Raw genomic sequence first — 21,135 nt, forward strand, 5'->3', positions numbered from 1 at the left:
CGCATCACCACCAACCTGCGCGCCGACCCGCCCGCGTCCGGACCCGGCTCGTCGCTGCGTTCGCCGACGTCGCTGCGGTCGTCCTCCGCCGACCTGCCCGAAGCCCGGCAGCTCGCCGCGCTCCGTGCCCACCACGTGACGCACATCGACAACCTCGACGGCATCGTCGGCGCGGGGGCGATCCTCGCGTCCGACCAGGCGGAACCGGTCGTGGACGTCAGCTCGCCCGAGGCGCGCGCCGCACGAGCGGAGGCGGAGGCTCCTGACGGCTCCTCGATCGCCGCCCACGTCCCGTTCACGCTCTCGCCCGACGCCACCCGCTGGGACGAGCTCCGCAGCGGCGCCGAGGGGGAGCGCTGGTCGGACGCCGCACGCCGGACCCGCGCGATCGACTACGTCGTGCTGGTCGTGCCGGTGGCGTCGTTCGGCGCCTCGGTGATCGTCGCGGACCAGGACGCCGACGCCGACGACGTCCGGTTCGCCGTCGGTCCGGACGCCGCGACGAACCTCATCCGTCGCACCGACTTCACCGACCCCGAGATGCACGGCCTCGAGCTGCTCGCCGGCCCGAGCGTGCCGTTCACGTCGGTCGCGGTGATCGGCGTCCCGAACGACAAGGCGCGGCAGACCGTTCGCGCCGTGCTCGCGGACCACGGTGGACACGCACCCCGCGTCGCGGTGTTCCCGCCCTGGTTCGTGCCCCCGGTGACGGCCGAGTGACGGCCGTCTGACCGACCCGACGGCGCCCTCCGGACCACGTCCGGAGGGCGCCGCGTCGTGCGGGGCCGACCCGCGCCTCCAGGCCGTCGGATCCGCGGAGAACCGGGGGCGCGGCAGAGGATCGACACGCCACGAAATCGCGACACGCCCGGGTTGCACGTCCGCCGGGCCTATGCGAGACTTGTCCGGTTCCGAATTCCCCGTGGGTGCACGCCCACAGGATCACTGCTCTGGCAGTGCACAACCCCCTTGTTCAGCAGGGCTGGGTTGGGCCGCAGGCAGCAGAACACGACTCCCCGAGACGGGACGGACGCAGTGCACCACTGCTGCGCCCGGAACGCGAGGCAGTCGATTGCCCACGCTGGACGGCCCAGGTCGCCCGCGCGGTTGACAGGTGAACAGCGGTCATCCCCAGCGGATGCGGCCGGTTGGTTCAGGAAAACAGCACGGTCCGCAGGAATGCGGAACCGAGCGGCGTCAGGCGGCCAGATGGTGCGCGGCGCAGAGAGGACAAGAGACACATGGCGGGACAGAAGATCCGCATCCGGCTCAAGTCGTACGACCACGAGGTCATCGACACGTCGGCCCGGAAGATCGTCGACACGGTGACCCGTGCCGGTGCGACCGTGGTCGGCCCGGTGCCGCTCCCCACCGAGAAGAACGTGATCGCAGTGATCCGTTCCCCTCACAAGTACAAGGACTCGCGCGAGCACTTCGAGAAGCGCACGCACAAGCGGGTCATCGACATCGTCGACCCGACGCCGAAGGCCGTGGACTCGCTCATGCGACTCGACCTGCCGGCAGACGTCAACATCGAGATCAAGCTGTAAGGGGGCTGCACTGATGGCGAATTCACTCAAGACCGTCAAGGGCCTCCTCGGCAAGAAGCTCGGCATGACGCAGGTGTGGGACGAGAACAACAAGTTCATCCCCGTCACCGTGATCGAGGTCGGCCCGAACGTGGTCACCCAGATCCGCAACGTCGAGCGCGATGGCTACGAGGCCATCCAGATCGCCGCTGGTGCGATCGACCCGCGCAAGGTCAACAAGCCGGCCGCTGGTCACTTCGAGGCCGCCGGGGTCACCCCGCGCCGCACCCTCACCGAGATCCGCACCGCGGACGCTGCTGAGTACGCACTCGGCCAGGAGCTCACCGTCGACACGTTCGAGGCGGGCCAGAAGGTCGACGTCGTCGGCACGTCCAAGGGCAAGGGCTTCGCGGGTGTCATGAAGCGCCACGGCTTCGCCGGCGTCTCCGCCTCGCACGGTGCGCACCGCAACCACCGCAAGCCCGGTTCCATCGGTGCCTCGTCGACGCCGTCGCGTGTCTTCAAGGGCATGCGCATGGCCGGCCGCATGGGTGGCGAGCGCGTGACCGTCCTCAACCTCACGGTGCACGCCGTCGACGCCGAGAAGGGTCTGCTGCTCGTCAAGGGCGCCGTCCCCGGTGCTCGCGGTCGCTCCGTCTTCGTCCGCACCGCCGTGAAGGGTAAGTGATCATGGCCACCACGACCGCAACCACGATCGACGTCCTCGACGCATCGGGTGTCAAGTCCGGCACCGTCGAGCTGCCCGCAGCTCTCTTCGACGTCGAGACCAACGTCCCGCTGATCCACCAGGTCGTCACCGCGCAGCTCGCAGCCGCGCGTCAGGGCACCCACAAGACCAAGAACCGCGGCGAAGTCCGCGGTGCCGGTCGCAAGCCGTTCAAGCAGAAGGGCACCGGCCGCGCCCGTCAGGGTTCCGTCCGTGCTCCGGAGCACACCGGCGGTGGCGTCGTCCACGGACCGACCCCGCGCGACTACTCGCAGCGCACCCCGAAGAAGATGATCGCCGCTGCTCTGCTCGGCTCGCTCTCGGACCGCGCCCGCGGTGGCCGCATCTCCGCTGTGGAGGGCTTCGTCGCGGCCGAGGTGCCGTCGACCAAGACCGCCCGCACCCTGCTCGAGAAGGTCGCGCCCGTCAAGAACGTGCTCGTCGTGCTCGAGTCGGACGACGAGCTGACGCTCAAGTCGATCCGCAACCTGTCGAACGTCCACGCGCTCTCGTACGGCCAGCTCAACGCCTACGACGTGCTCAAGGCCGACGCGCTCGTCTTCAGCAAGAGCGCCCTCGACGCCTTCATCGCGTCGAAGACCGCGAAGGAGATCACCGCATGAGCGGCTTCAACAAGGACCCGCGCGACGTCATCATCTCGCCGGTCGTCTCGGAGAAGAGCTACGGGCTCATCGACCAGGGCAAGTACACGTTCATCGTGGACCCCCGCTCGAACAAGACCGAGATCAAGCTCGCCATCGAGAAGATCTTCGACGTCAAGGTCGCGAGCATCAACACGCTGAACCGCCCGGGCAAGACCCGTCGCACCAAGTTCGGTCTCGGCAAGCGCAAGGACACCAAGCGCGCCATCGTGACGCTCAAGTCCGGTTCGATCGACATCTTCACGGCTGTCGGCTGAGGACCAGAGGGATAAATCATGGCTATTCGTAACTACAAGCCGACGACCCCCGGTCGTCGCGGCTCGTCGGTCGCCGACTTCGCCGAGATCACGCGTTCGACTCCGGAGAAGTCCCTGCTTCGTCCGCTGCCGAAGACCGGTGGTCGCAACAGCTCCGGCCGCATCACCACGCGTCACATCGGTGGTGGCCACAAGCGCCAGTACCGCGTGATCGACTTCCGTCGCTCCGACAAGGACGGCGTCGACGCCAAGGTCGCACACATCGAGTACGACCCGAACCGCACCGCGCGCATCGCGCTCCTGCACTACGTGGACGGCACGAAGCGCTACATCATCGCGCCGAACAAGCTCAAGCAGGGCGACGTCATCGAGCAGGGCCCCGGCGCCGATATCAAGCCCGGCAACAACCTGCCGCTGCGCAACATCCCCGTCGGTACCGTCGTGCACGCGATCGAGCTCCGCCCCGGTGGCGGCGCGAAGATGGCTCGCTCGGCCGGCGCCTCGGTGCGTCTCGTCGCCAAGGACGGCCCCTACGCGCAGCTCCGTCTGCCGTCGGGCGAGGTCCGCAACGTCGACGCACGCTGCCGCGCCACGATCGGCGAGGTCGGCAACGCCGAGCAGTCGAACATCAACTGGGGCAAGGCCGGCCGCATGCGCTGGAAGGGCGTCCGCCCGACCGTGCGTGGTGTCGCCATGAACCCGGTCGACCACCCGCACGGTGGTGGTGAGGGCAAGACCTCCGGTGGTCGCCACCCGGTCAGCCCCTGGGGTCAGTCCGAGGGCCGTACGCGCAAGCCGAACAAGCCGAGCGACAAGCTCATCGTCCGTCGCCGTAACGCCGGCAAGAAGCGCAAGTAGGAGTTCAGAAGATGCCACGCAGTCTGAAGAAGGGCCCCTTCGTCGACGAGCACCTGCTCCGCAAGGTCGTCACGCAGAACGAGGCCAGCACCAAGAACGTGATCCGCACGTGGTCGCGCCGGTCGATGATCGTCCCGAACATGCTCGGGCACACCATCGCCGTCCACGACGGCCGCAAGCACATCCCGGTGTTCGTCACCGAGTCGATGGTCGGTCACAAGCTCGGCGAGTTCGCGCCGACCCGCACCTTCCGTGGTCACGTGAAGGACGACAAGAAGGGCCGTCGCCGCTGAGGCGGCGACGCAGAGGAGGAACGAAATGGTGGAGTCGATCGCACGCGTGCGACACATCCGCGTCACGCCTCAGAAGGCCCGTCGCGTCATCGAGCTGATCCGCGGCAAGCAGGCCCACGAGGCCCTTGCCATCCTGAAGTTCGCGCCCCAGGGCGCTTCGGAGCCCGTGTACAAGCTGGTCGCCTCGGCGATCGCCAACGCGCGGGTGAAGGCGGACTCGACGAACAGCTTCCTCGACGAGCGCGACCTCTACGTGAGCCGCGTCTTCGTCGACGAGGGCACGACCCTGAAGCGGTTCCAGCCGCGTGCCCAGGGCCGCGCCTTCCGCATCAACAAGCGCACCAGCCACATCACGGTCGTCCTCGCGACGCCGGAAGAGGCCGAGGTCGCCGCGACGAGCAAGAAGGCGAGCAAGTAATGGGCCAGAAGGTCAACCCGTACGGCTTCCGTCTCGGGATCACGACGGACCACGTCTCGCACTGGTTCACGGACAGCAAGAAGGCCGGTCAGCGCTACGCCGACTACGTGGCCGAGGACATCAAGGTGCGCGAGTACCTGAAGAAGACCCTCGACCGCGCCGGCGTCGCCCGCATCGAGCTCGAGCGCACCCGTGACCGTGTCCGCGTGGACATCCACACGGCGCGCCCGGGCATCGTCATCGGCCGCCGCGGCGCCGAGGCGGAGCGCGTCCGCGGTGAGCTCGAGAAGCTCACCAAGAAGCAGATCCAGCTCAACATCCTCGAGGTCAAGAACCCCGAGACCGAGGCCCAGCTCGTCGCGCAGGGCATCGCCGAGCAGCTCTCCGCTCGTGTCGCGTTCCGTCGCGCCATGCGCAAGGGCCTGCAGGGTGCCCAGCGCGCCGGTGCCAAGGGTGTCCGCATCCAGGTGTCGGGTCGTCTCGGCGGCGCCGAGATGTCGCGTTCGGAGTTCTACCGTGAGGGCCGTGTGCCGCTGCACACGCTCCGCGCGAACATCGACTACGGCTTCTACGAGGCCCGGACCACGTTCGGCCGCATCGGCGTGAAGGTCTGGATCTACAAGGGCGACATCACGAACAAGGAGCTCGCTCGCGAGCAGGCGAACCAGCGTTCGTCGCGCCCCGAGCGTCGTGGCGGCCCGCGCGGTGAGCGTGGCGACCGTCGTGGCGGCGACCGCGGTGACCGTCGCACGCAGCAGGCCCCGCAGGACGCGCCGGCCGGCGCAGGAGTTGAGGCGTAACCATGCTTATTCCCCGTCGAGTCAAGCACCGCAAGCAGCACCACCCGAAGCGTTCGGGTCAGGCCACCGGTGGCACCAAGGTCAGCTTCGGCGACTTCGGTATCCAGGCCCTCACCCCGGCGTACGTGACCAACCGTCAGATCGAGTCCGCTCGTATCGCCATGACGCGTCACATCAAGCGTGGTGGCAAGGTCTGGATCAACATCTACCCGGACCGTCCGCTGACCAAGAAGCCCGCCGAGACCCGCATGGGTTCCGGTAAGGGTTCGCCCGAGTGGTGGGTCGCGAACGTGAAGCCGGGCCGGGTGCTCTTCGAGCTCTCCGGCGTCAGCGAGGAGATCGCCCGCGAGGCGTTGACTCGTGCAATCCACAAGCTGCCCCTCAAGGCACGCATCATCAAGCGCGAGGAGGGCGACGCATAATGGCGATCGGTTCCAAGGAGCTCCGTCCGACGGAGCTCGACACGTTCGAGAACGAGCGTCTCGCTGACGAGCTGAAGAAGGCCAAGGAGGAACTCTTCAACCTCCGCTTCCAGTCGGCCACCGGCCAGCTGGAGAGCCACGGTCGTCTCCGTGCCGTCAAGCGCGACATCGCCCGCATCTACACCGTCCTCCGCGAGCGCGAGCTCGGCATCCGTGCCACCCCCGCGCCCGTCGAGACCGCCCCCAAGGCCAAGAAGACGACGAAGAAGGCTGACAAGCCGGCCGAGTCGACCGAGGCCGAGACCGCCGAGGAGAAGTAATGGCGAACGAAGAGAAGAACTCCGCCGCCCTCACTCGCGGCTACCGCAAGACGCGTCGCGGCTACGTGACGAGCGACAAGATGGACAAGACCATCGTGGTCGAGGTCGAGGACCGCGTGAAGCACGCGCTCTACGGCAAGATCATCCGCCGCACGTCCAAGGTGAAGGCCCACGACGAGCTCGGCACCGCTGGTGTCGGCGACCTCGTCGTGATCAGCGAGACCCGTCCCCTCAGCGCCTCCAAGCGCTGGCGCCTGGTCGAGATCCTCGAGAAGGCCAAGTAGGCCCCGGCCTGCTTCGGAATAGGAGACAGCAGTGATTCAGCAGGAATCCCGCCTGAAGGTCGCCGACAACACGGGTGCCAAGGAGATCTTGACCATCCGCGTGCTCGGTGGCTCGGGTCGTCGCTACGCCGGTCTCGGTGACGTCATCGTCGCCACGGTGAAGGACGCCATCCCCGGCGGCAACGTGAAGAAGGGTGACGTCGTCAAGGCGGTCATCGTTCGCACCAAGAAGGAGACCCGTCGTCAGGACGGCTCCTACATCAAGTTCGACGAGAACGCGGCAGTGATCCTCAAGGCCGACGGCGACCCGCGCGGTACGCGCATCTTCGGTCCGGTCGGTCGCGAGCTCCGTGACAAGAAGTTCATGAAGATCATCTCGCTCGCGCCGGAGGTGCTGTAAGCCATGGCGAACATCAAGAAGGGTGACCTCGTCCAGGTCATCACGGGAGCCAAGCAGGAGCGTGGCGGCGACCGTGGCAAGCAGGGCAAGGTCATCGAGGTCCTCAAGGACAAGAACCGCGTCGTCGTCGAGGGCGTGAACTTCATCACGAAGCACGTCCGCGTCGGCCAGACGCAGCGCGGCTCGAAGACCGGCGGCATCGAGCAGCACGAGGCCCCGATCCACGTGTCGAACGTCGCGATCGTCGACCCCAAGACGAAGAAGCCGACCCGCGTCGGTTTCCGCACCGAAGAGGTGGAGAAGGACGGCGTCAAGAAGACCGTCCGCGTCCGCTACGCCAAGAAGTCTGGTGAGAAGCTCTGATGACTGACACCACTGCCGCGCCCGCTGGCAAGATCCAGCCGCGCCTCAAGCAGAAGTACCTCGCCGAGATCAAGTCGGCCCTCACCGAGCAGTTCGGGTACGCGAACGTCAACCAGGTCCCCGGCCTGGTCAAGGTCGTCGTGAACACCGGCGTCGGCGAGGCGGCTCGTGACTCGAAGATCATCGAGGGGGCCATCAAGGACCTCACGGCGATCACGGGTCAGAAGCCCCAGGTCAACATCGCCCGCAAGTCCATCGCACAGTTCAAGCTGCGCGAGGGTCAGGCCATCGGCGCGCACGTCACCCTCCGTGGTGACCGCGCGTGGGAGTTCCTCGACCGGCTGATCTCGCTCGCACTGCCCCGCATCCGCGACTTCCGCGGTCTCAGCGACAAGCAGTTCGACGGGAACGGCAACTACACGTTCGGTCTCACGGAGCAGTCCGTGTTCCACGAGATCGACCAGGACCGCATCGACCGTGTCCGCGGCTTCGACATCACTGTCGTCACCACCGCGAAGACGGACGACGAGGGACGCGCGCTGCTCCGTCAGCTCGGCTTCCCGTTCCGCTCGAGCGAGCAGACGGTCTAAGATAGTCCGGGCGCTGCGGGCCGGAGGATTCACGTCCTCCGGCCCGCACGCACGAACACCGGTCGTCGGCGTCAGCCGTCGGCCCCAGGTCTCCGGGAACCGCCCGGAGACCACCCCGATCGCTCAGGTCGGCATTCGTGGAACGGGTGTCGAAACCAGGCGAGAAATGGACGAACATCATGACGATGACCGATCCGGTCGCAGACATGCTGACCAGATTGCGGAACGCGAACTCCGCGCACCACGACGCCGTCGCGCTCCCGAGCTCCAAGCTCAAGAAGAACATCGCCGACATCCTCAAGCGTGAGGGCTACATCAGCGAGTGGAAGGTGGAGGACGCCCGCGTCGGGCAGACCCTCACCATCGACCTGAAGTACGGTCCCGAGCGCGAGCGTTCGATCGCCGGCATCAAGCGCGTGTCGAAGCCGGGCCTCCGGGTCTACGCGAAGTCGACGGAGATCCCCCAGGTCCTCGGTGGCCTCGGCGTGGCGATCCTCTCGACCTCGTCGGGCCTCCTGACCGACCGCGAAGCCGAGCAGAAGGGCGTGGGTGGGGAAGTCCTCGCCTACGTGTGGTGATCGACAATGTCACGAATCGGACGTCTCCCCATCGACATCCCCGCCGGCGTCACCGTCTCCGTTGACGGTCAGAACGTCGCGGTCAAGGGCCCCAAGGGCGAGCTCGCGCTCGTCGTCGCGGCCCCCATCCAGGCCAAGGTCGAAGAGAACCAGGTCCTCGTCACGCGTCCCGACGACGAGCGCGAGTCGCGTTCGCTCCACGGCCTGACCCGGACCCTCATCGCCAACAACATCATCGGCGTGACCCAGGGCTACACCAAGGGCCTCGAGGTCGTCGGCACCGGTTACCGCGTGCAGGCCAAGGGCTCGAACCTCGAGTTCGCGCTCGGGTACTCGCACTCGATCACGGTCGAGCCGCCGGCGGGCATCAGCTTCGCGGTCGAGGGCAACAACAAGGTCACCGTTGCCGGTATCGACAAGCAGACCGTCGGTGAGGTCGCCGCGAACATCCGGAAGCTCCGGAAGCCCGAGCCCTACAAGGGCAAGGGTGTCCGTTACGCCGGCGAGAACGTGCGCCGCAAGGCCGGAAAGTCAGGTAAGTGATCATGGGACTCCTCAAGACACGAGGCAAGAGCAAGGCAGCCGCCAAGGCCCGCCGCCACAACCGTCTCCGCAAGAAGATCACCGGCACCGAGGCACGTCCCCGTCTCGCCGTCACCCGCTCGTCGCGTCACGTGTTCGTGCAGGTCATCGACGACGCGAAGGGTCACACCCTCGCCAGCGCCTCGACGATGGAGGCCGACCTCCGCTCGTTCGACGGCGACAAGACCGCCAAGGCCCGTCGCGTCGGTGAGCTCCTCGCCGAGCGCGCGAAGGCGGCTGGCGTCGAGGCCGTGGTCTTCGACCGCGGCGGCAGCAAGTACGCCGGTCGCGTTGCCGCGATCGCCGATGGTGCCCGTGAAGGAGGGCTGAACCTGTGAGCGACATCGCGAACACCAACGAAGACGCCAACACCGAGGCCACCCCGGCCACGGACGACGCCGCTGCGACGAGCACGGCTCCCGCGACGACCGGCAAGGAGGCGGAGGCACCTGCCGTCGCCGAGCGCCCGGTCGAGACGGCTGCAGGCTCCGCGTCCAACAACCGCGACTCGGCCGACAACCGTGGCCGTCGTGGCGGCGGGCGTGACCGTCAGCAGGGCCGCGACCGCAACAACCGCGGTGGCGACAGCCAGTTCCTCGAGCGCGTGGTGACCATCAACCGCGTCTCGAAGGTCGTCAAGGGTGGTCGTCGCTTCAGCTTCACGGCGCTCGTCGTCGTGGGTGACGGCAACGGCCTCGTGGGCGTCGGCTACGGCAAGGCCAAGGAGGTCCCCACGGCGATCTCCAAGGGCGTCGAGGAGGCGAAGAAGAACTTCTTCCGCGTCCCGCGCGTCGGCAACACGATCCCGCACCCGGTGCAGGGCGAGGCCGCTGCCGGCGTCGTGCTGCTCCGTCCGGCCGCTGCCGGTACCGGTGTCATCGCCGGTGGTCCGGTCCGCGCCGTGCTCGAGTGCGCCGGCATCCACGACGTCCTGAGCAAGTCGCTCGGCTCGTCGAACACCATCAACATCGTGCACGCGACCGTCGAGGCCCTCAAGCAGCTCGAGGAGCCCCGCGCCGTCGCGAGCCGTCGTGGCCTCGACGTCGACCGGGTCGTCCCGGCTCGTCTGCTCCAGGCCGAGGCCGCAGCCCTGCGTGCCGCGACCGAGAAGGCAGGTGCGTGATGGCAACGCTGAAGATCACGCAGATCAAGTCCGTTATCAGCGAGAAGCAGTACCAGCGCGACACCCTGCGCAGCCTGGGCCTCAAGCGCATCGGCCGTACGGTCGAGCGTGAGGACAACGCCCAGAACCGCGGGTACATCGCGACGGTGGCGCACCTCGTGAAGGTCGAGGAGGTCGACGCATGAGCGACGAGAAGAACGAGCGCGTGCAGGTGCTGAAGCTGCACCACCTCCGCCCCGCCGAGGGCGCCAAGAAGGACCGCACCCGTGTGGGTCGCGGTGAGGGCTCGAAGGGCAAGACCGCGGGCCGCGGTACCAAGGGCACGAAGGCCCGTTACCAGGTCCGCGTCGGCTTCGAGGGTGGGCAGATGCCGCTGCACATGCGCACCCCGAAGCTCCGTGGCTTCAAGAACCCGTTCCGGGTCGAGTACCAGGTCGTGAACCTGGACAAGATCTCGGAGCTCTACCCCGACGGTGGCGACGTCACCGTTGCGGGCCTGGTCGCCAAGGGCGCCGTCCGCAAGAACGAGAAGGTCAAGGTTCTCGGTCAGGGTGACATCAACGTGAAGATCACGGTCACGGTCGACAAGGTCTCGGCGTCCGCCGCCGAGAAGATCGTGGCTGCTGGCGGCACCGTCTCCCAGTAACCCCCGTCGGCGGCCCGTGCGTTTGCGCACGGGCCGCCGTTACGGTTTCCTTGACAGTGGCCGGCATCCGCCAGCCGGGTCGGCCCTGCCGACCGACACCGGAACGGCCGCGTCTGACGGCCCCGGTCCCAGAAGTTCGGAGTCCTCGTGTTCAGAGCGGTCGCGCGCATCATGCGCACCCCTGATCTTCGCAAGAAGATCGGCTTCACCCTCGCGATCATCGCGCTGTTCCGTCTCGGGTCGTACATCCCGGCACCGTTCGTCGACTACACCGCCGTGCAGAGCTGTCTCGCCAGCGCGTCGTCGTCCGGCGGCCTCTACGACCTCATCAACCTCTTCTCCGGCGGCGCGCTGCTGAAGCTCTCGGTCTTCGCGCTCGGCATCATGCCGTACATCACGTCGTCGATCATCGTGCAGCTGCTGCGCGTGGTGATCCCGCACTTCGACTCCCTCTACAAGGAGGGGCAGTCCGGCCAGGCGAAGCTGACGCAGTACACGCGCTACCTCACCATCGCGCTCGGTGTGCTGCAGTCGACGACCCTCATCACCGTCGCCCGCTCCGGAGCCCTCTTCGGCACCAACGCGTCGCCCTCCTGCACGTCGATCATCTCGAACGACAGCTGGTACGCGATCATGCTCATGGTCGTCACGCTGACCGCCGGTACCGGCCTGATCATGTGGATGGGCGAGCTCGTCACCGAGCGCGGCATCGGCAACGGCATGTCGCTGCTCATCTTCACGTCGATCGCGGCGCAGTTCCCGTCGGCGCTGTGGGCCATCGAGCAGTCGCAGTCCTTCGAGCTCTTCCTCTTCGTCATCCTCGTCGGGCTGGTCATCATGATGGCCGTCGTGTTCGTCGAGCAGTCGCAGCGGCGGATCCCCGTGCAGTACGCCAAGCGCATGGTCGGACGACGGACGTACGGCGGCAACAACACGTACATCCCGATCAAGGTGAACATGGCCGGCGTCGTGCCCGTCATCTTCGCGTCGTCGCTGCTGTACCTGCCGGCCCTGGTCGCGCAGTTCAACCAGCCCTCCGACGGCTCCGAGCCGGCGGCGTGGGTCACCTGGATCCAGAACAACCTGACCTCGGGTGACAACTGGTTCTACATGGTCCTGTACTTCCTGCTCATCGTCGGGTTCACGTACTTCTACGTGGCGATCACCTTCAACCCCGAAGAGGTCGCCGACAACATGAAGAAGTACGGCGGGTTCATCCCCGGCATCCGTGCCGGCCGCCCGACCGCCGAGTACCTCGACTACGTCCTCACCCGGGTGACGCTGCCCGGTTCGCTCTACCTCGGTCTCATCGCGCTCATCCCGCTGGCAGCACTGGCGCTGTTCGGCGCGAACCAGAACTTCCCGTTCGGTGGCGCGAGCATCCTGATCATCGTGGGTGTCGGTCTCGAGACCGTGAAGCAGATCGACTCGCAGCTGCAGCAGCGTCACTACGAAGGGCTTCTCCGTTGAGCGCACGTCTCATCATCGTCGGACCTCCCGGAGCCGGGAAGGGCACCCAGGCAGGCCGTATCGCGGACTCGTTCGGGATCCCCGCGATCTCGACCGGCGACATCTTCCGCAAGAACGTCGCCGAGGGGACGCCGCTCGGTGTGCAGGCCAAGGCGCTCATGGACGCCGGCGAGTACGTGCCGGACTCGCTGACGAACGAGCTCGTCAAGTCGCGTCTGGCCGAGGCCGACGCCGAGCACGGCTTCCTGCTCGACGGCTACCCCCGCACGGTCGGACAGGTCGAGTACCTCGACGCCCTGCTCGCCGAGCAGGGCACCGGCATCGACGCGGTCGTGCAGCTGGTCGCCGACCAGGACGAGCTCGTCGGCCGTCTGCTCAAGCGCGCCGAGGACCAGGGCCGCAGCGACGACAACGAGGAGACGATCCGTCGTCGTCAGCAGGTCTACGCCGAGCAGACGGCGCCCATCGTGGCCGCTTACGGCGAGCGCGGCCTGGTGGTCGACGTCGACGGACTCGGCGGCATCGACGAGGTCGGCGACCGCATCCAGTCCGCCCTGTCGGGTCGCGGGCTCACCGCAGCCGTCTGACGCCGTGGTGCGGTTCCGCAAGCCCTCGATCTACAAGACGCCCGACGAGCTCCGCGCCATGGTGCGTCCGGGGCTCCTGACGGCCGAGGCGCTCGACGCCGTCCGTGCCGAGGTGCGCCCCGGCATCACGACCGGTGAGCTCGACGCGATCGCCGAGCGGACCATCCGCGACGGCGGCGGGATCCCGAACTTCCAGCTCGTGCCCGGCTACCGCCACACGCTGTGCGTGTCCGTCAACGACGAGATCGTGCACGGCATCCCCGGGGACCGCGTCCTCGCTCCGGGTGACATCGTCTCGGTGGACGCCGGCGCCGAGGTGGACGGGTGGAACGGCGACAGCGCCTTCACCGTGGTGGTCCCCGGTGGCGACGCGTCCGTCACTACCGCCCGACAGACGCTCTGCGACACGACGGAGCGGTCGCTCTGGCACGGGATCGCGGCGCTCGCCACGGCGAAGAACCTGCACGAGGTCGGTGCTGCCGTCGAGGACGCCATCGAGGAGACGGGTGCCTGGGGCATCGTCGAGGACTTCACGGGGCACGGCATCGGTCGGTCCATGCACGAGGACCCGCCCGTGTTCAACTACCGCGTCCGCGGCGCCGGCCCGGCGGTCAAGCCCGGCTTGGTCGTGGCGATCGAGCCCATGGTCACGGCGGGCACGATCGACAGCTCGACGGACGACGACGACTGGACGGTGCGGACGCTGGACGGTTCGGACGCGGCCCACTGGGAGCACAGCGTCGCGGTGCACGCGGACGGCATCTGGGTGCTCACGGCCGCCGACGGCGGCGCCGGGGCGCTCGCGCCGCTGGGTGTGACGCCGGTCCCGATCCCGTAGGACGCGCCTCCGGTCCGGTTCCGCAGTGCTCGCGCCGGTCGCTGACGGCCTGGAGGCGCGGCTCGCGCCCGCCTCGCCCCGCACGCCGGTCGACGGTCCGGGAGACGCCGTGGTGACGCCCTGATGACGGCGAGACGCCGTCGTGTTCCCCTGACGCCGTGACGACGGCGAGACGCCTTCGGAATCGGCGGCGTCTCACGCGGATCACGGCGTCGAGGGGTGACGCCGGCGTGTTGCTGGACGAGCCACGCCAAGACGCCGGCGTGTTGCCCGGACAAGCCCCGCAAGACGCCGGCGTGTCGCCGGCACGCCGGTGGCCGCCGTCAGTTGCCGACGGAGCAGGTTCGCTCGGACGCGCTCTGCCCGGTGATCGACGACGGCAGCGGTGTCGCCGTGGCGGTCGGGGTCCTGGTGGCGCTCGGCGTCGGGGCCGTGCTGCCCGTCGCCGCACCGGGGGTGCTCGGATCCGCGGACGGCGCTCCGGTGCCCCCGGACGAACCGGCTGCCCCGGAGCTCCCCGAGGACGTCCCGCCGCGCGACGGCGACTCCTCGGACGCGCGACCGGTGCTCGAGTCGCTCAAGGACGACCGCACGTCGTTCTGCAGGGCGACGTTGAGCGTGTGCGCGGTCTCCTGGTCGACGATGACCCGCGCCTTGTCGGCGGGGTCGTCGGCGACCGGGTACTGCACGAAGAGCATGTTCGCCGTGCTCATGCCGCGCAGCGCCGAGGCGAGCGCGACGAGCGTGCGGGGCCGCGCGAGTCCGTCGGACAGCGTCATGTTCGACAGGGCGGCCCCGGCCAGCTTGTAGAGCGTGACCGGCTTCGAGAGCGTGCCCTCCGCGGTGACCTTGCGGAGCAGCGCGGACAGGAACACCTGCTGGGAGCTGATGCGCGCGAGGTCGCTGCCGTCGCCGACGCCGTGCCGGGTGCGCAGGAAGGCGAGGGCGTCGGCTCCCTCGAGCGAGTGCGAGCCGGCGGTCAGGTGCAGCCCGGTGAACGTGTCGTCGATCGGCTCGGCCACGCAGACGTCGACGCCACCGAGCGCGTTCGACATCTCGATGACGCCGTCGAAGGTGATCAAGCCGGCGTAGGGAATGCTCAGACCGGTCAGGTTCTCGACGGTGTCCACCACGCAGGAGACCCCGCCGTTGCCGAGTGCGGTGTTGAACATCGCGGCGGTCGCAGCGGGGTAGGTGGTGCCGGTGGCGGGGTTCGTGCACGCCGGGATCGGCACCATGAGGTCGCGGGGGAAGCTGACGGCCGTGAGCTGCTGGTGGTCCTGCGAGATGTGGACGAGCATCGTGACGTCGTTGCGGGCGCCCTCGACGTCCTCGTCGGAGTCGAACTGCCCGACGCGGGTGTCGCTCCCGATCAGCAGGATGTTCGCCCCGCCGTCGATGGCGGTGATGTCGGCGGTCCGCGCGGTGCTCTGGTCGTCGGTGCTCAGCTCCACGGTCTCCGGAGCCGCTGCGAGCTGCGCACCCGCGATCGCGGCGACGCTCGTGCCGCTGACGAGCAGGACGGCCAGTGCCGAGGCCACGACGGTCACGAGCGTGGTCCAGCTCCGCCGCCGGGCCTGCTTGCCATGTCGCGCGAAGGGGCGTCGGGTGGCGTCGGGCACGTGGTCTCCGTTCGGTGGTCCGGCGCGCGTCGCGTCGCGGCGGACGTGGGTGCGTGGCTGACTCCAGCCTCCGCGCGCGTGCACGCCCCGAGCGCACCGTGACACCACTCTGGACCGCTCGGGCCCGGTCGGGAAGCCCCAGACGTGGGGCCTTCCGCGCCCGCACTTGGCAATTGCGGGTTTACCACATAAGATCGATCTTTGGTGTGTCATGCCCTCTCGGGTGTGGCGACCGACCCGCAGACCGGTTCGGGGATCACACCAGTTCCACAACCAAGCGACAGTGAGGCTATGGCCAAGAAAGACGGCGTCATCGAGATCGAAGGCTCGGTGCTCGAAGCTCTGCCCAACGCGATGTTCCGCGTTGAGCTGACGAACGGACACAAGGTCCTCGCGCACATCTCCGGGAAGATGCGCCAGCACTACATCCGCATCCTCCCCGAGGACCGCGTGATCGTGGAGCTGAGCCCGTACGACCTGACCCGCGGCCGGATCGTCTACCGCTACAAGTGATCCGCGAGCTGGAAAGGAACGGCACGGCAATCCTGCCGAGCACGAAGCCAGCGAGCACGAGGAAAGAACCATGAAGGTCAACCCCAGCGTCAAGCCCATCTGCGAGCACTGCCGAGTGATCCGTCGCAAGGGCCGCGTCATGGTGATCTGCAAGAGCAACCCGCGTCACAAGCAGCGCCAGGGCTAGTCCCCGGCGCGTGACCGGCTCCGGCCCTGTCCATCGGACACCCGGCTGCTCGAGCACGACCCACAACTGAAGATCGACAACGCAGTACCAGAACCCGGTCGCACGACGGCCGGGGGACACCTCGGGGCGGAGGCCCGGGCACCGGTACTGCGCCACACCTCCATCGACAACAGGAGCAGCCAGCACATGGCACGTCTAGCAGGCGTCGACATCCCGCGCGAGAAGCGCGTGGAGATCGCACTCACGTACATCTACGGCGTCGGCCGTACCCGCGCCGTCCAGGCACTCGCGGAGACCGGTATCTCCGGCGACATCCGCGTCAAGGACCTGACCGACGACCAGCTCGTCGCCCTCCGCGACTTCATCGAGGGCAACTTCAAGGTCGAGGGTGACCTCCGCCGTGAGGTGGCCGCCGACATCCGACGCAAGGTCGAGATCGGTAGCTACGAGGGTCTCCGCCACCGTCGTGGTCTCCCGGTGCGCGGTCAGCGCACCAAGACCAACGCGCGTACCCGCAAGGGACCGAAGCGCACCGTGGCAGGCAAGAAGAAGGCCCGATAGGAGATCATCATGGCTACCCCCAAGACTGCCGCGCGCAAGCCGCGCCGCAAGGAGAAGAAGAACGTCGCCGTGGGCCAGGCCCACATCAAGAGCACGTTCAACAACACCATCGTCAGCATCACCGACCCGTCCGGTGCCGTCCTCAGCTGGGCGTCCTCGGGTGCCGTCGGCTTCAAGGGTTCGCGCAAGTCGACGCCGTTCGCGGCGCAGCTCGCCGCCGAGTCCGCTGCGCGTCAGGCGCAGGAGCACGGCGTCAAGAAGGTCGACGTCTTCGTGAAGGGCCCGGGCTCGGGTCGCGAGACCGCGATCCGCTCCCTCCAGGCCGCTGGCCTCGAGGTCGGCTCGATCAACGACGTCACGCCGCAGGCGCACAACGGGTGCCGCCCGCCCAAGCGCCGCCGCGTCTGACGCGAGGAGCAACCGGCCGCGCCCTGCTCGTCCCCTGACGGGGCCGGGCAGGGCCCGCGGCCATTCCTGGTCGTTCGATCGCGCACGTGTGTGCGCGTGATCACAACTCAACAGACCCGTCGGGGCCCACGCGGCCCCGTCGTACCGCCAAGTGTCATATAGCGGACACTTCGCCGAAAGGAATCCCACAGTGCTCATTGCACAGCGCCCCACCCTGACCGAGGAGCCGATCTCCGAGCACCGCTCGCGCTTCGTCATCGAGCCGCTCGAGCCGGGCTTCGGGTACACCCTCGGCAACTCGCTGCGCCGCACGCTCCTCTCCTCGATCCCCGGCGCGGCTGTCACCAGCATCCGCATCGACGGCGTCCTCCACGAGTTCAGCACCGTTCCCGGTGTCAAGGAAGACGTCACCGAGATCATCCTCAACATCAAGAGCCTGGTCGTCTCCAGCGAGCACGACGAGCCCATCACGGCGTACCTGCGCAAGCAGGGTGCCGGTCAGGTCACCGCCGCGGACATCTCCGCGCCGGCCGGCGTCGAGATCCACAACCCGGACCTCGTCATCGCGACCCTGAACGACACCGCGCGCTTCGAGCTCGAGCTCACGATCGAGCGTGGCCGTGGCTACGTCTCGGCAACGCAGAACCGTTCCGAGTTCAGCGAGGCCGGGCAGATCCCGATCGACTCGATCTACTCGCCGGTCCTCAAGGTCACCTACCGCGTCGAGGCGACGCGTGCCGGTGAGCGCACGGACTTCGACCGCCTGGTCGTCGACGTCGAGTCGAAGCCGGCCATCACGCCGCGCGACGCCATCGCGTCGGCCGGCCGCACGCTGGTCGAGCTGTTCGGGCTCGCCCGCGAGCTCAACACGGCTGCCGAGGGCATCGAGATCGGCCCCGCGCCGGTCGACGCGGTGCTCTCGAACGAGCTGCAGACCCCGATCGAGGACCTCGACCTGTCGGTCCGCAGCTACAACTGCCTGAAGCGGGAGGGCATCAACACGGTGTCCGAGCTCGTCGCCCTGTCGGAGACGCAGCTCATGAACATCCGCAACTTCGGTCAGAAGTCGGTGGACGAGGTCAAGGACAAGCTCACCGAGCTCGGCCTGTCCCTCAAGGACACCGTCCCCGGATTCGACGGCGCCCACTTCTACAGCGGGTACGACGAGGACGAGTCCAACAACTGACCTCGCGCTCACGCGCACGCGCACTGACAGAGTGCGCACCACCATCACCACTGGAGAACTGACATGCCGAAGCCCACCAAGGGCCCCCGCCTCGGTGGCGGTCCCGCCCACGAGCGCCTGCTCCTGAGCAACCTCGCCAACGCCCTCTTCACGCACGGTCGCATCACGACCACCGAGACGAAGGCCAAGCGCCTGCGTCCCGTCGCCGAGCGTCTCGTGACCTTCGCGAAGCGTGGCGACCTGCACGCGCGTCGTCGCGTGATCAGCATCCTGCGCGACAAGTCCGTCGTGCACACGCTGTTCACCGAGATCGCCCCGCAGGTCGAGGACCGCCAGGGCGGCTACACCCGCATCACGAAGCTCGGCTTCCGCAAGGGCGACAACGCCCCGCTGGCATCGATCGAGCTCGTCCTCGAGCCGGTCTCGAGCACCCCCGCGCCGGTGAAGCGCAACGCGGCTCCGGCTGCTGCTGCCGCTCCGGTCGAGGAGCCGACCGCCGACGAGACCACCGAGGAGGCCCCGGTCGAGGAGACCGAGACCACCGAGGAGTCCGCTCCGGTCGAGTCGGAGACCGAGACCGAGGCTGCCGCCGAGGTCGAGGCCGACGCCGCCGAGAAGGCCGACGACACCAAGTAGTCGCTGCCCGGACGGGCACCGCACCACCACGAAGAAGCCCCCGCGACCCAGCGTCGCGGGGGCTTCCTCGCGTTCCACAGCTGACACCGGTCGGCTCGGCCCACGGGTACCGTGACCGGGCGGGGCACAGGGAAGGAAAGCATGGCGTTCCAGCACGTGGCAGGGCTCGGCACCCGTCTGTGGCGGTGGAGCCGGACGTCCGGCACACAACCGCGTCTGCTGCACGCCGCCAAGGCCGCGACCGCCGCGGTGATCGCGTGGTACGTCGCGCAGTACATGCCGGGTGTTGCTGCGGAGTACCCCTACTACGCCCCGCTCGGCGCGGTGGTCGCGATGCAGGCGACCGTCTTCGCGGGCATCCGGAGCGGGGTCCAGACCCTCATCGGCATCGCGCTTGGCATCCTGATCGCCGGCTTCACGATGTGGGTCGGCGACCCCGGGTTCCTCGCGATCGCCCTGGCCGTGGGCGTCGGGGTCCTGGTGGGCGGGTTCCGGGTGCTCGGCGAGGGCAGCTCGTGGGTCTCCACGGCGGCGCTGTTCGTCCTGCTCGTCGGCGGCGCGCACGCCGAGGGCTACTCGTTCGGGTACCTCGTGCAGATGGCGGTCGGTGTCGTGGTCGGGCTGCTCGTCAACTTCCTGGTGTTCCCGCCGCTGCACTTCTGGGACGCCGAGCACCGCATCGACGCGGTCAACGGCGTGCTCGCCGACCACCTGCAGGGGCTCGCCTCGGTGCTCGAGGAGGGCAAGCGGGACGAGAAGGCGTGGGACCACCAGCAGGACCGGCTCGACCAGGCGATCGCCGACGTGCGATCGCGCGTGGCGATCGCCCACGAGAGCCGACGCCTCAACCCGCGCGGAGCGCTGCGCGGGTCGCGGGCCCGGCTGCAGAAGGACGGTGCGCGGTTCCGTGCGCTCGAGCGGGTCGCCTGGTACACGACCGACCTGACCGAGCTCGTCGCCCGATCGGGCCCGGTGTCCGAGGGACTCGGCCGGCCCGACCCGGCGTTCGCGTCCCCGATCGCGACGGCGCTGCGCCAGATCGCCGCGACCATCCGGGGCGAGTCGCCCGAGGAGGAAGCGGACGCCGCCATCGCGGACCTCGAGCAGGCGCTCGACGCCTCGCGCGAGAACCCGTCGCACGTCGCCGTGACGGCCGCGGCCCTCGTGGCGCTGCAGGGGATCGTGGAGTCCGAACGGCGTGCCACGGACGACCTCGACACCCGCACCGGACCGTCGGCGTTCGGTCGCCCGCGCGGCTGACGACGCAGCGCCCGGTCACCGCACCGGTCGCCGGTCTGGAGGCGCGGGTCGTCGCCGGTACGGTGGTCGCGTGGACGAGACGGTCGCGGTGCAGGACGACGACGGCGCTCCCGGTGTGCGGCTGCGGCTCGACATCGCCTACGACGGCGCCGCGTTCTCGGGGTGGGCCCGGCAGCCCGGGCTCCGGACGGTGCAGGGGGCGCTCGAGAGCGCACTGGCGACGGTGTTCACCCGCTGGGGGGAACCGCCGCTGCTCACCGTCGCCGGGCGCACCGACGCCGGCGTGCACGCCACGGGACAGGTCGCGCACCTCGACCTCAGCGCGGAGCAGTGGGGTGCGCTGACGGCCAAGCGTGGGGCGGGGCGCGCACCGCTCGACGGGTTGGTCAAGCGGGTGAACGGCATCGCCGGACCGGAGGGCGACGTCGTCGTCACCGGCGCCTCGCTCGCGCCCGAGGGGTTCGACGCACGGTTCTCCCCGCTCTGGCGACGGTACGAGTACCGGATCGCGGACGCCGACGCGCCGCGCGATCCGCGTCGGCGTGGGCACACGGTCTGGCACGCGGCGCGGCTCGACCCGGCAGCGATGGAGCGCGGTGCGCTGACGCTGCTCGGGCTGCACGACTTCGCGACCTTCTGCAAGCCGCGCGAGGGGGCGACGACCATCCGGACGTTGCAGCAGTTCCGCTGGGACCGCGAGCCGGACGGCGTGCTGGTGGCGCGCCTCCAGGCCGACGCCTTCTGCCACTCCATGGTGCGTGCGATGGTCGGCGCGACCATCGCGGTCGGCGAGGGCCGCTTCGGGCCGGACCGTCTCGAGGAGCTGCGCGTCGCCCGGACGCGGACGAGTGCGTTCAAGACGGCACCGGCCAGGGGGCTGACCCTGACCGAGGTGGGGTACCCGGCCGACGATGAACTCGCGGGTCGCGCTGAGCAGACCCGGGCCCGCCGCACGGAGGACGGTGCCGTCGGGTCCTGACCGCGACGCACCCCGAACGCGGGTGGAACGGATCGT

General features: G+C 68.7%; 33 protein-coding genes. 32 read left to right on the plus strand and 1 reads right to left on the minus strand.

Annotated features, from left to right (window positions below; all coding sequences use genetic code 11):
* From LEL83_RS09495 to map, 24 genes are all read left to right on the plus strand, one after another.
* Nucleotides 1–720: DarT ssDNA thymidine ADP-ribosyltransferase family protein (locus LEL83_RS09495; protein ID WP_225558639.1), on the plus strand; the 720-nt coding region annotated here is incomplete at its 5' end.
* A 521-nt stretch (nucleotides 721–1,241) separates the two neighbouring features.
* Complete coding sequence (gene rpsJ / locus LEL83_RS09500; protein WP_017885534.1) at nucleotides 1,242–1,550, plus strand: 30S ribosomal protein S10; 309 nt, start codon at nucleotides 1,242–1,244, stop codon at nucleotides 1,548–1,550.
* Between the two features lie 13 nt (nucleotides 1,551–1,563).
* The gene (gene rplC, locus LEL83_RS09505) at nucleotides 1,564–2,217 is read left to right on the plus strand and encodes a 50S ribosomal protein L3 (RefSeq protein WP_198656995.1); all 654 of its coding nucleotides are present in this window, start codon (nucleotides 1,564–1,566) and stop codon (nucleotides 2,215–2,217) included.
* 2 nt (nucleotides 2,218–2,219) lie between these two features.
* On the plus strand, nucleotides 2,220–2,879 hold the full coding sequence (gene rplD / locus LEL83_RS09510) for a 50S ribosomal protein L4 (protein ID WP_198656994.1): 660 nt from the start codon (nucleotides 2,220–2,222) through the stop codon (nucleotides 2,877–2,879).
* Nucleotides 2,876–3,175 carry a 50S ribosomal protein L23 gene (gene rplW / locus LEL83_RS09515; protein ID WP_071259768.1) on the plus strand — a complete coding sequence of 100 codons (300 nt, stop codon included), beginning with the start codon at nucleotides 2,876–2,878 and terminating at the stop codon, nucleotides 3,173–3,175. The genes rplD and rplW overlap by 4 nt, the downstream gene beginning before the upstream one ends.
* Before the next feature lie 18 nt (nucleotides 3,176–3,193).
* Nucleotides 3,194–4,033: a 50S ribosomal protein L2 gene (rplB, locus tag LEL83_RS09520; RefSeq protein WP_027466728.1), complete on the plus strand. Its 840-nt coding sequence runs from the start codon at nucleotides 3,194–3,196 to the stop codon at nucleotides 4,031–4,033.
* An 11-nt stretch (nucleotides 4,034–4,044) separates the two neighbouring features.
* Complete coding sequence (rpsS, locus tag LEL83_RS09525) at nucleotides 4,045–4,326, plus strand: 30S ribosomal protein S19 (RefSeq protein WP_071276761.1); 282 nt, start codon at nucleotides 4,045–4,047, stop codon at nucleotides 4,324–4,326.
* Between the two features lie 25 nt (nucleotides 4,327–4,351).
* Nucleotides 4,352–4,744, plus strand: a complete 393-nt coding sequence (gene rplV, locus LEL83_RS09530) for a 50S ribosomal protein L22 (RefSeq protein ID WP_198656993.1) — start codon at nucleotides 4,352–4,354, stop codon at nucleotides 4,742–4,744.
* Entirely contained in the window at nucleotides 4,744–5,544 is an 801-nt protein-coding gene (rpsC, locus tag LEL83_RS09535; protein ID WP_225558640.1) for a 30S ribosomal protein S3, read from the plus strand. The genes rplV and rpsC overlap by 1 nt, the downstream gene beginning before the upstream one ends.
* 2 nt (nucleotides 5,545–5,546) lie before the next feature.
* Nucleotides 5,547–5,966: a 50S ribosomal protein L16 gene (gene rplP, locus LEL83_RS09540; RefSeq protein ID WP_198656991.1), complete on the plus strand. Its 420-nt coding sequence runs from the start codon at nucleotides 5,547–5,549 to the stop codon at nucleotides 5,964–5,966.
* Nucleotides 5,966–6,286, plus strand: a complete 321-nt coding sequence (gene rpmC / locus LEL83_RS09545) for a 50S ribosomal protein L29 (RefSeq protein WP_017885525.1) — start codon at nucleotides 5,966–5,968, stop codon at nucleotides 6,284–6,286. Before rplP ends, rpmC begins: the two co-directional genes overlap by 1 nt.
* Nucleotides 6,286–6,570 (plus strand): 30S ribosomal protein S17, encoded by a 285-nt coding sequence (rpsQ, locus tag LEL83_RS09550; RefSeq protein WP_017885524.1) that lies wholly within the window; start codon nucleotides 6,286–6,288, stop codon nucleotides 6,568–6,570. Before rpmC ends, rpsQ begins: the two co-directional genes overlap by 1 nt.
* 31 nt (nucleotides 6,571–6,601) lie before the next feature.
* Entirely contained in the window at nucleotides 6,602–6,970 is a 369-nt protein-coding gene (rplN, locus tag LEL83_RS09555) for a 50S ribosomal protein L14 (protein WP_017885523.1), read from the plus strand.
* A gap of 3 nt (nucleotides 6,971–6,973) precedes the next feature.
* A complete protein-coding gene (gene rplX / locus LEL83_RS09560) occupies nucleotides 6,974–7,333 on the plus strand; it encodes a 50S ribosomal protein L24 (protein ID WP_198656990.1) in 360 nt (119 codons plus the stop codon).
* On the plus strand, nucleotides 7,333–7,923 hold the full coding sequence (gene rplE / locus LEL83_RS09565) for a 50S ribosomal protein L5 (protein ID WP_198656989.1): 591 nt from the start codon (nucleotides 7,333–7,335) through the stop codon (nucleotides 7,921–7,923). Before rplX ends, rplE begins: the two co-directional genes overlap by 1 nt.
* A 179-nt stretch (nucleotides 7,924–8,102) precedes the next feature.
* The gene (gene rpsH, locus LEL83_RS09570; RefSeq protein ID WP_017885519.1) at nucleotides 8,103–8,501 is read left to right on the plus strand and encodes a 30S ribosomal protein S8; all 399 of its coding nucleotides are present in this window, start codon (nucleotides 8,103–8,105) and stop codon (nucleotides 8,499–8,501) included.
* 6 nt (nucleotides 8,502–8,507) lie between these two features.
* Nucleotides 8,508–9,044: a 50S ribosomal protein L6 gene (rplF, locus tag LEL83_RS09575; RefSeq protein WP_198656988.1), complete on the plus strand. Its 537-nt coding sequence runs from the start codon at nucleotides 8,508–8,510 to the stop codon at nucleotides 9,042–9,044.
* Nucleotides 9,045–9,046: 2 nt separating this feature from the next.
* Nucleotides 9,047–9,421 carry a 50S ribosomal protein L18 gene (rplR, locus tag LEL83_RS09580; protein ID WP_225558641.1) on the plus strand — a complete coding sequence of 125 codons (375 nt, stop codon included), beginning with the start codon at nucleotides 9,047–9,049 and terminating at the stop codon, nucleotides 9,419–9,421.
* Complete coding sequence (rpsE, locus tag LEL83_RS09585) at nucleotides 9,418–10,206, plus strand: 30S ribosomal protein S5 (RefSeq protein WP_225558642.1); 789 nt, start codon at nucleotides 9,418–9,420, stop codon at nucleotides 10,204–10,206. The genes rplR and rpsE overlap by 4 nt, the downstream gene beginning before the upstream one ends.
* On the plus strand, nucleotides 10,206–10,391 hold the full coding sequence (gene rpmD, locus LEL83_RS09590; protein ID WP_173168934.1) for a 50S ribosomal protein L30: 186 nt from the start codon (nucleotides 10,206–10,208) through the stop codon (nucleotides 10,389–10,391). The genes rpsE and rpmD overlap by 1 nt, the downstream gene beginning before the upstream one ends.
* Nucleotides 10,388–10,852 carry a 50S ribosomal protein L15 gene (rplO, locus tag LEL83_RS09595; RefSeq protein WP_110893938.1) on the plus strand — a complete coding sequence of 155 codons (465 nt, stop codon included), beginning with the start codon at nucleotides 10,388–10,390 and terminating at the stop codon, nucleotides 10,850–10,852. The genes rpmD and rplO overlap by 4 nt, the downstream gene beginning before the upstream one ends.
* A 147-nt stretch (nucleotides 10,853–10,999) precedes the next feature.
* The gene (gene secY, locus LEL83_RS09600) at nucleotides 11,000–12,322 is read left to right on the plus strand and encodes a preprotein translocase subunit SecY (RefSeq protein WP_198656986.1); all 1,323 of its coding nucleotides are present in this window, start codon (nucleotides 11,000–11,002) and stop codon (nucleotides 12,320–12,322) included.
* A complete protein-coding gene (locus tag LEL83_RS09605) occupies nucleotides 12,319–12,909 on the plus strand; it encodes an adenylate kinase (RefSeq protein WP_225558643.1) in 591 nt (196 codons plus the stop codon). The genes secY and LEL83_RS09605 overlap by 4 nt, the downstream gene beginning before the upstream one ends.
* 58 nt (nucleotides 12,910–12,967) lie before the next feature.
* Nucleotides 12,968–13,747 carry a type I methionyl aminopeptidase gene (gene map / locus LEL83_RS09610; protein WP_372454453.1) on the plus strand — a complete coding sequence of 260 codons (780 nt, stop codon included), beginning with the start codon at nucleotides 12,968–12,970 and terminating at the stop codon, nucleotides 13,745–13,747.
* Between the two features lie 323 nt (nucleotides 13,748–14,070).
* Here the strand turns inward: map and LEL83_RS09615 are convergent, their stop codons facing one another.
* A complete protein-coding gene (locus LEL83_RS09615) occupies nucleotides 14,071–15,369 on the minus strand; it encodes an LCP family protein (protein ID WP_225558644.1) in 1,299 nt (432 codons plus the stop codon).
* Between the two features lie 291 nt (nucleotides 15,370–15,660).
* Here LEL83_RS09615 and infA point away from each other — a divergent pair, with 291 nt between their 5' ends.
* From infA to truA, 8 genes are all read left to right on the plus strand, one after another.
* Nucleotides 15,661–15,882, plus strand: a complete 222-nt coding sequence (infA, locus tag LEL83_RS09620; RefSeq protein ID WP_017885509.1) for a translation initiation factor IF-1 — start codon at nucleotides 15,661–15,663, stop codon at nucleotides 15,880–15,882.
* A 70-nt stretch (nucleotides 15,883–15,952) separates the two neighbouring features.
* Nucleotides 15,953–16,069: a 50S ribosomal protein L36 gene (gene rpmJ / locus LEL83_RS09625; RefSeq protein WP_022903266.1), complete on the plus strand. Its 117-nt coding sequence runs from the start codon at nucleotides 15,953–15,955 to the stop codon at nucleotides 16,067–16,069.
* 186 nt (nucleotides 16,070–16,255) lie between these two features.
* Nucleotides 16,256–16,630 carry a 30S ribosomal protein S13 gene (gene rpsM, locus LEL83_RS09630; RefSeq protein ID WP_058728274.1) on the plus strand — a complete coding sequence of 125 codons (375 nt, stop codon included), beginning with the start codon at nucleotides 16,256–16,258 and terminating at the stop codon, nucleotides 16,628–16,630.
* A gap of 9 nt (nucleotides 16,631–16,639) precedes the next feature.
* Nucleotides 16,640–17,038, plus strand: a complete 399-nt coding sequence (gene rpsK, locus LEL83_RS09635; protein WP_017885507.1) for a 30S ribosomal protein S11 — start codon at nucleotides 16,640–16,642, stop codon at nucleotides 17,036–17,038.
* Nucleotides 17,039–17,228: 190 nt separating this feature from the next.
* Nucleotides 17,229–18,224: a DNA-directed RNA polymerase subunit alpha gene (locus LEL83_RS09640; RefSeq protein WP_198656983.1), complete on the plus strand. Its 996-nt coding sequence runs from the start codon at nucleotides 17,229–17,231 to the stop codon at nucleotides 18,222–18,224.
* A gap of 63 nt (nucleotides 18,225–18,287) precedes the next feature.
* Nucleotides 18,288–18,860: a 50S ribosomal protein L17 gene (gene rplQ / locus LEL83_RS09645; RefSeq protein ID WP_198656982.1), complete on the plus strand. Its 573-nt coding sequence runs from the start codon at nucleotides 18,288–18,290 to the stop codon at nucleotides 18,858–18,860.
* Nucleotides 18,861–19,001: 141 nt separating this feature from the next.
* Nucleotides 19,002–20,120, plus strand: a complete 1,119-nt coding sequence (locus LEL83_RS09650; RefSeq protein ID WP_225558645.1) for an FUSC family protein — start codon at nucleotides 19,002–19,004, stop codon at nucleotides 20,118–20,120.
* Nucleotides 20,121–20,190: 70 nt separating this feature from the next.
* Nucleotides 20,191–21,099 carry a tRNA pseudouridine(38-40) synthase TruA gene (truA, locus tag LEL83_RS09655; protein ID WP_225558646.1) on the plus strand — a complete coding sequence of 303 codons (909 nt, stop codon included), beginning with the start codon at nucleotides 20,191–20,193 and terminating at the stop codon, nucleotides 21,097–21,099.
* Nucleotides 21,100–21,135 lie beyond the last annotated feature (36 nt).

It is taken from the genome of Curtobacterium oceanosedimentum (genome assembly GCF_020297365.1).
Taxonomy (GTDB): domain Bacteria; phylum Actinomycetota; class Actinomycetes; order Actinomycetales; family Microbacteriaceae; genus Curtobacterium.

Bases quoted from the DNA above. Each gene is read 5' to 3' on its own strand.
- rpsJ (WP_017885534.1), top strand. From the start codon at position 1,242: ATGGCGGGACAGAAGATCCGCATCCGGCTCAAGTCGTACGACCACGAG.
- rplC (WP_198656995.1), top strand. From the start codon at position 1,564: ATGGCGAATTCACTCAAGACCGTCAAGGGCCTCCTCGGCAAGAAGCTC.
- rplD (WP_198656994.1), top strand. From the start codon at position 2,220: ATGGCCACCACGACCGCAACCACGATCGACGTCCTCGACGCATCGGGT.
- rplW (WP_071259768.1), top strand. From the start codon at position 2,876: ATGAGCGGCTTCAACAAGGACCCGCGCGACGTCATCATCTCGCCGGTC.
- rplB (WP_027466728.1), top strand. From the start codon at position 3,194: ATGGCTATTCGTAACTACAAGCCGACGACCCCCGGTCGTCGCGGCTCG.
- rpsS (WP_071276761.1), top strand. From the start codon at position 4,045: ATGCCACGCAGTCTGAAGAAGGGCCCCTTCGTCGACGAGCACCTGCTC.
- rplV (WP_198656993.1), top strand. From the start codon at position 4,352: ATGGTGGAGTCGATCGCACGCGTGCGACACATCCGCGTCACGCCTCAG.
- rpsC (WP_225558640.1), top strand. From the start codon at position 4,744: ATGGGCCAGAAGGTCAACCCGTACGGCTTCCGTCTCGGGATCACGACG.
- rplP (WP_198656991.1), top strand. From the start codon at position 5,547: ATGCTTATTCCCCGTCGAGTCAAGCACCGCAAGCAGCACCACCCGAAG.
- rpmC (WP_017885525.1), top strand. From the start codon at position 5,966: ATGGCGATCGGTTCCAAGGAGCTCCGTCCGACGGAGCTCGACACGTTC.
- rpsQ (WP_017885524.1), top strand. From the start codon at position 6,286: ATGGCGAACGAAGAGAAGAACTCCGCCGCCCTCACTCGCGGCTACCGC.
- rplX (WP_198656990.1), top strand. From the start codon at position 6,974: ATGGCGAACATCAAGAAGGGTGACCTCGTCCAGGTCATCACGGGAGCC.
- rplE (WP_198656989.1), top strand. From the start codon at position 7,333: ATGACTGACACCACTGCCGCGCCCGCTGGCAAGATCCAGCCGCGCCTC.
- rpsH (WP_017885519.1), top strand. From the start codon at position 8,103: ATGACGATGACCGATCCGGTCGCAGACATGCTGACCAGATTGCGGAAC.
- rplF (WP_198656988.1), top strand. From the start codon at position 8,508: ATGTCACGAATCGGACGTCTCCCCATCGACATCCCCGCCGGCGTCACC.
- rplR (WP_225558641.1), top strand. From the start codon at position 9,047: ATGGGACTCCTCAAGACACGAGGCAAGAGCAAGGCAGCCGCCAAGGCC.
- rpmD (WP_173168934.1), top strand. From the start codon at position 10,206: ATGGCAACGCTGAAGATCACGCAGATCAAGTCCGTTATCAGCGAGAAG.
- rplO (WP_110893938.1), top strand. From the start codon at position 10,388: ATGAGCGACGAGAAGAACGAGCGCGTGCAGGTGCTGAAGCTGCACCAC.
- map (WP_372454453.1), top strand. From the start codon at position 12,968: ATGGTGCGTCCGGGGCTCCTGACGGCCGAGGCGCTCGACGCCGTCCGT.
- infA (WP_017885509.1), top strand. From the start codon at position 15,661: ATGGCCAAGAAAGACGGCGTCATCGAGATCGAAGGCTCGGTGCTCGAA.
- rpmJ (WP_022903266.1), top strand. From the start codon at position 15,953: ATGAAGGTCAACCCCAGCGTCAAGCCCATCTGCGAGCACTGCCGAGTG.
- rpsM (WP_058728274.1), top strand. From the start codon at position 16,256: ATGGCACGTCTAGCAGGCGTCGACATCCCGCGCGAGAAGCGCGTGGAG.
- rpsK (WP_017885507.1), top strand. From the start codon at position 16,640: ATGGCTACCCCCAAGACTGCCGCGCGCAAGCCGCGCCGCAAGGAGAAG.
- rplQ (WP_198656982.1), top strand. From the start codon at position 18,288: ATGCCGAAGCCCACCAAGGGCCCCCGCCTCGGTGGCGGTCCCGCCCAC.
- LEL83_RS09650 (WP_225558645.1), top strand. From the start codon at position 19,002: ATGGCGTTCCAGCACGTGGCAGGGCTCGGCACCCGTCTGTGGCGGTGG.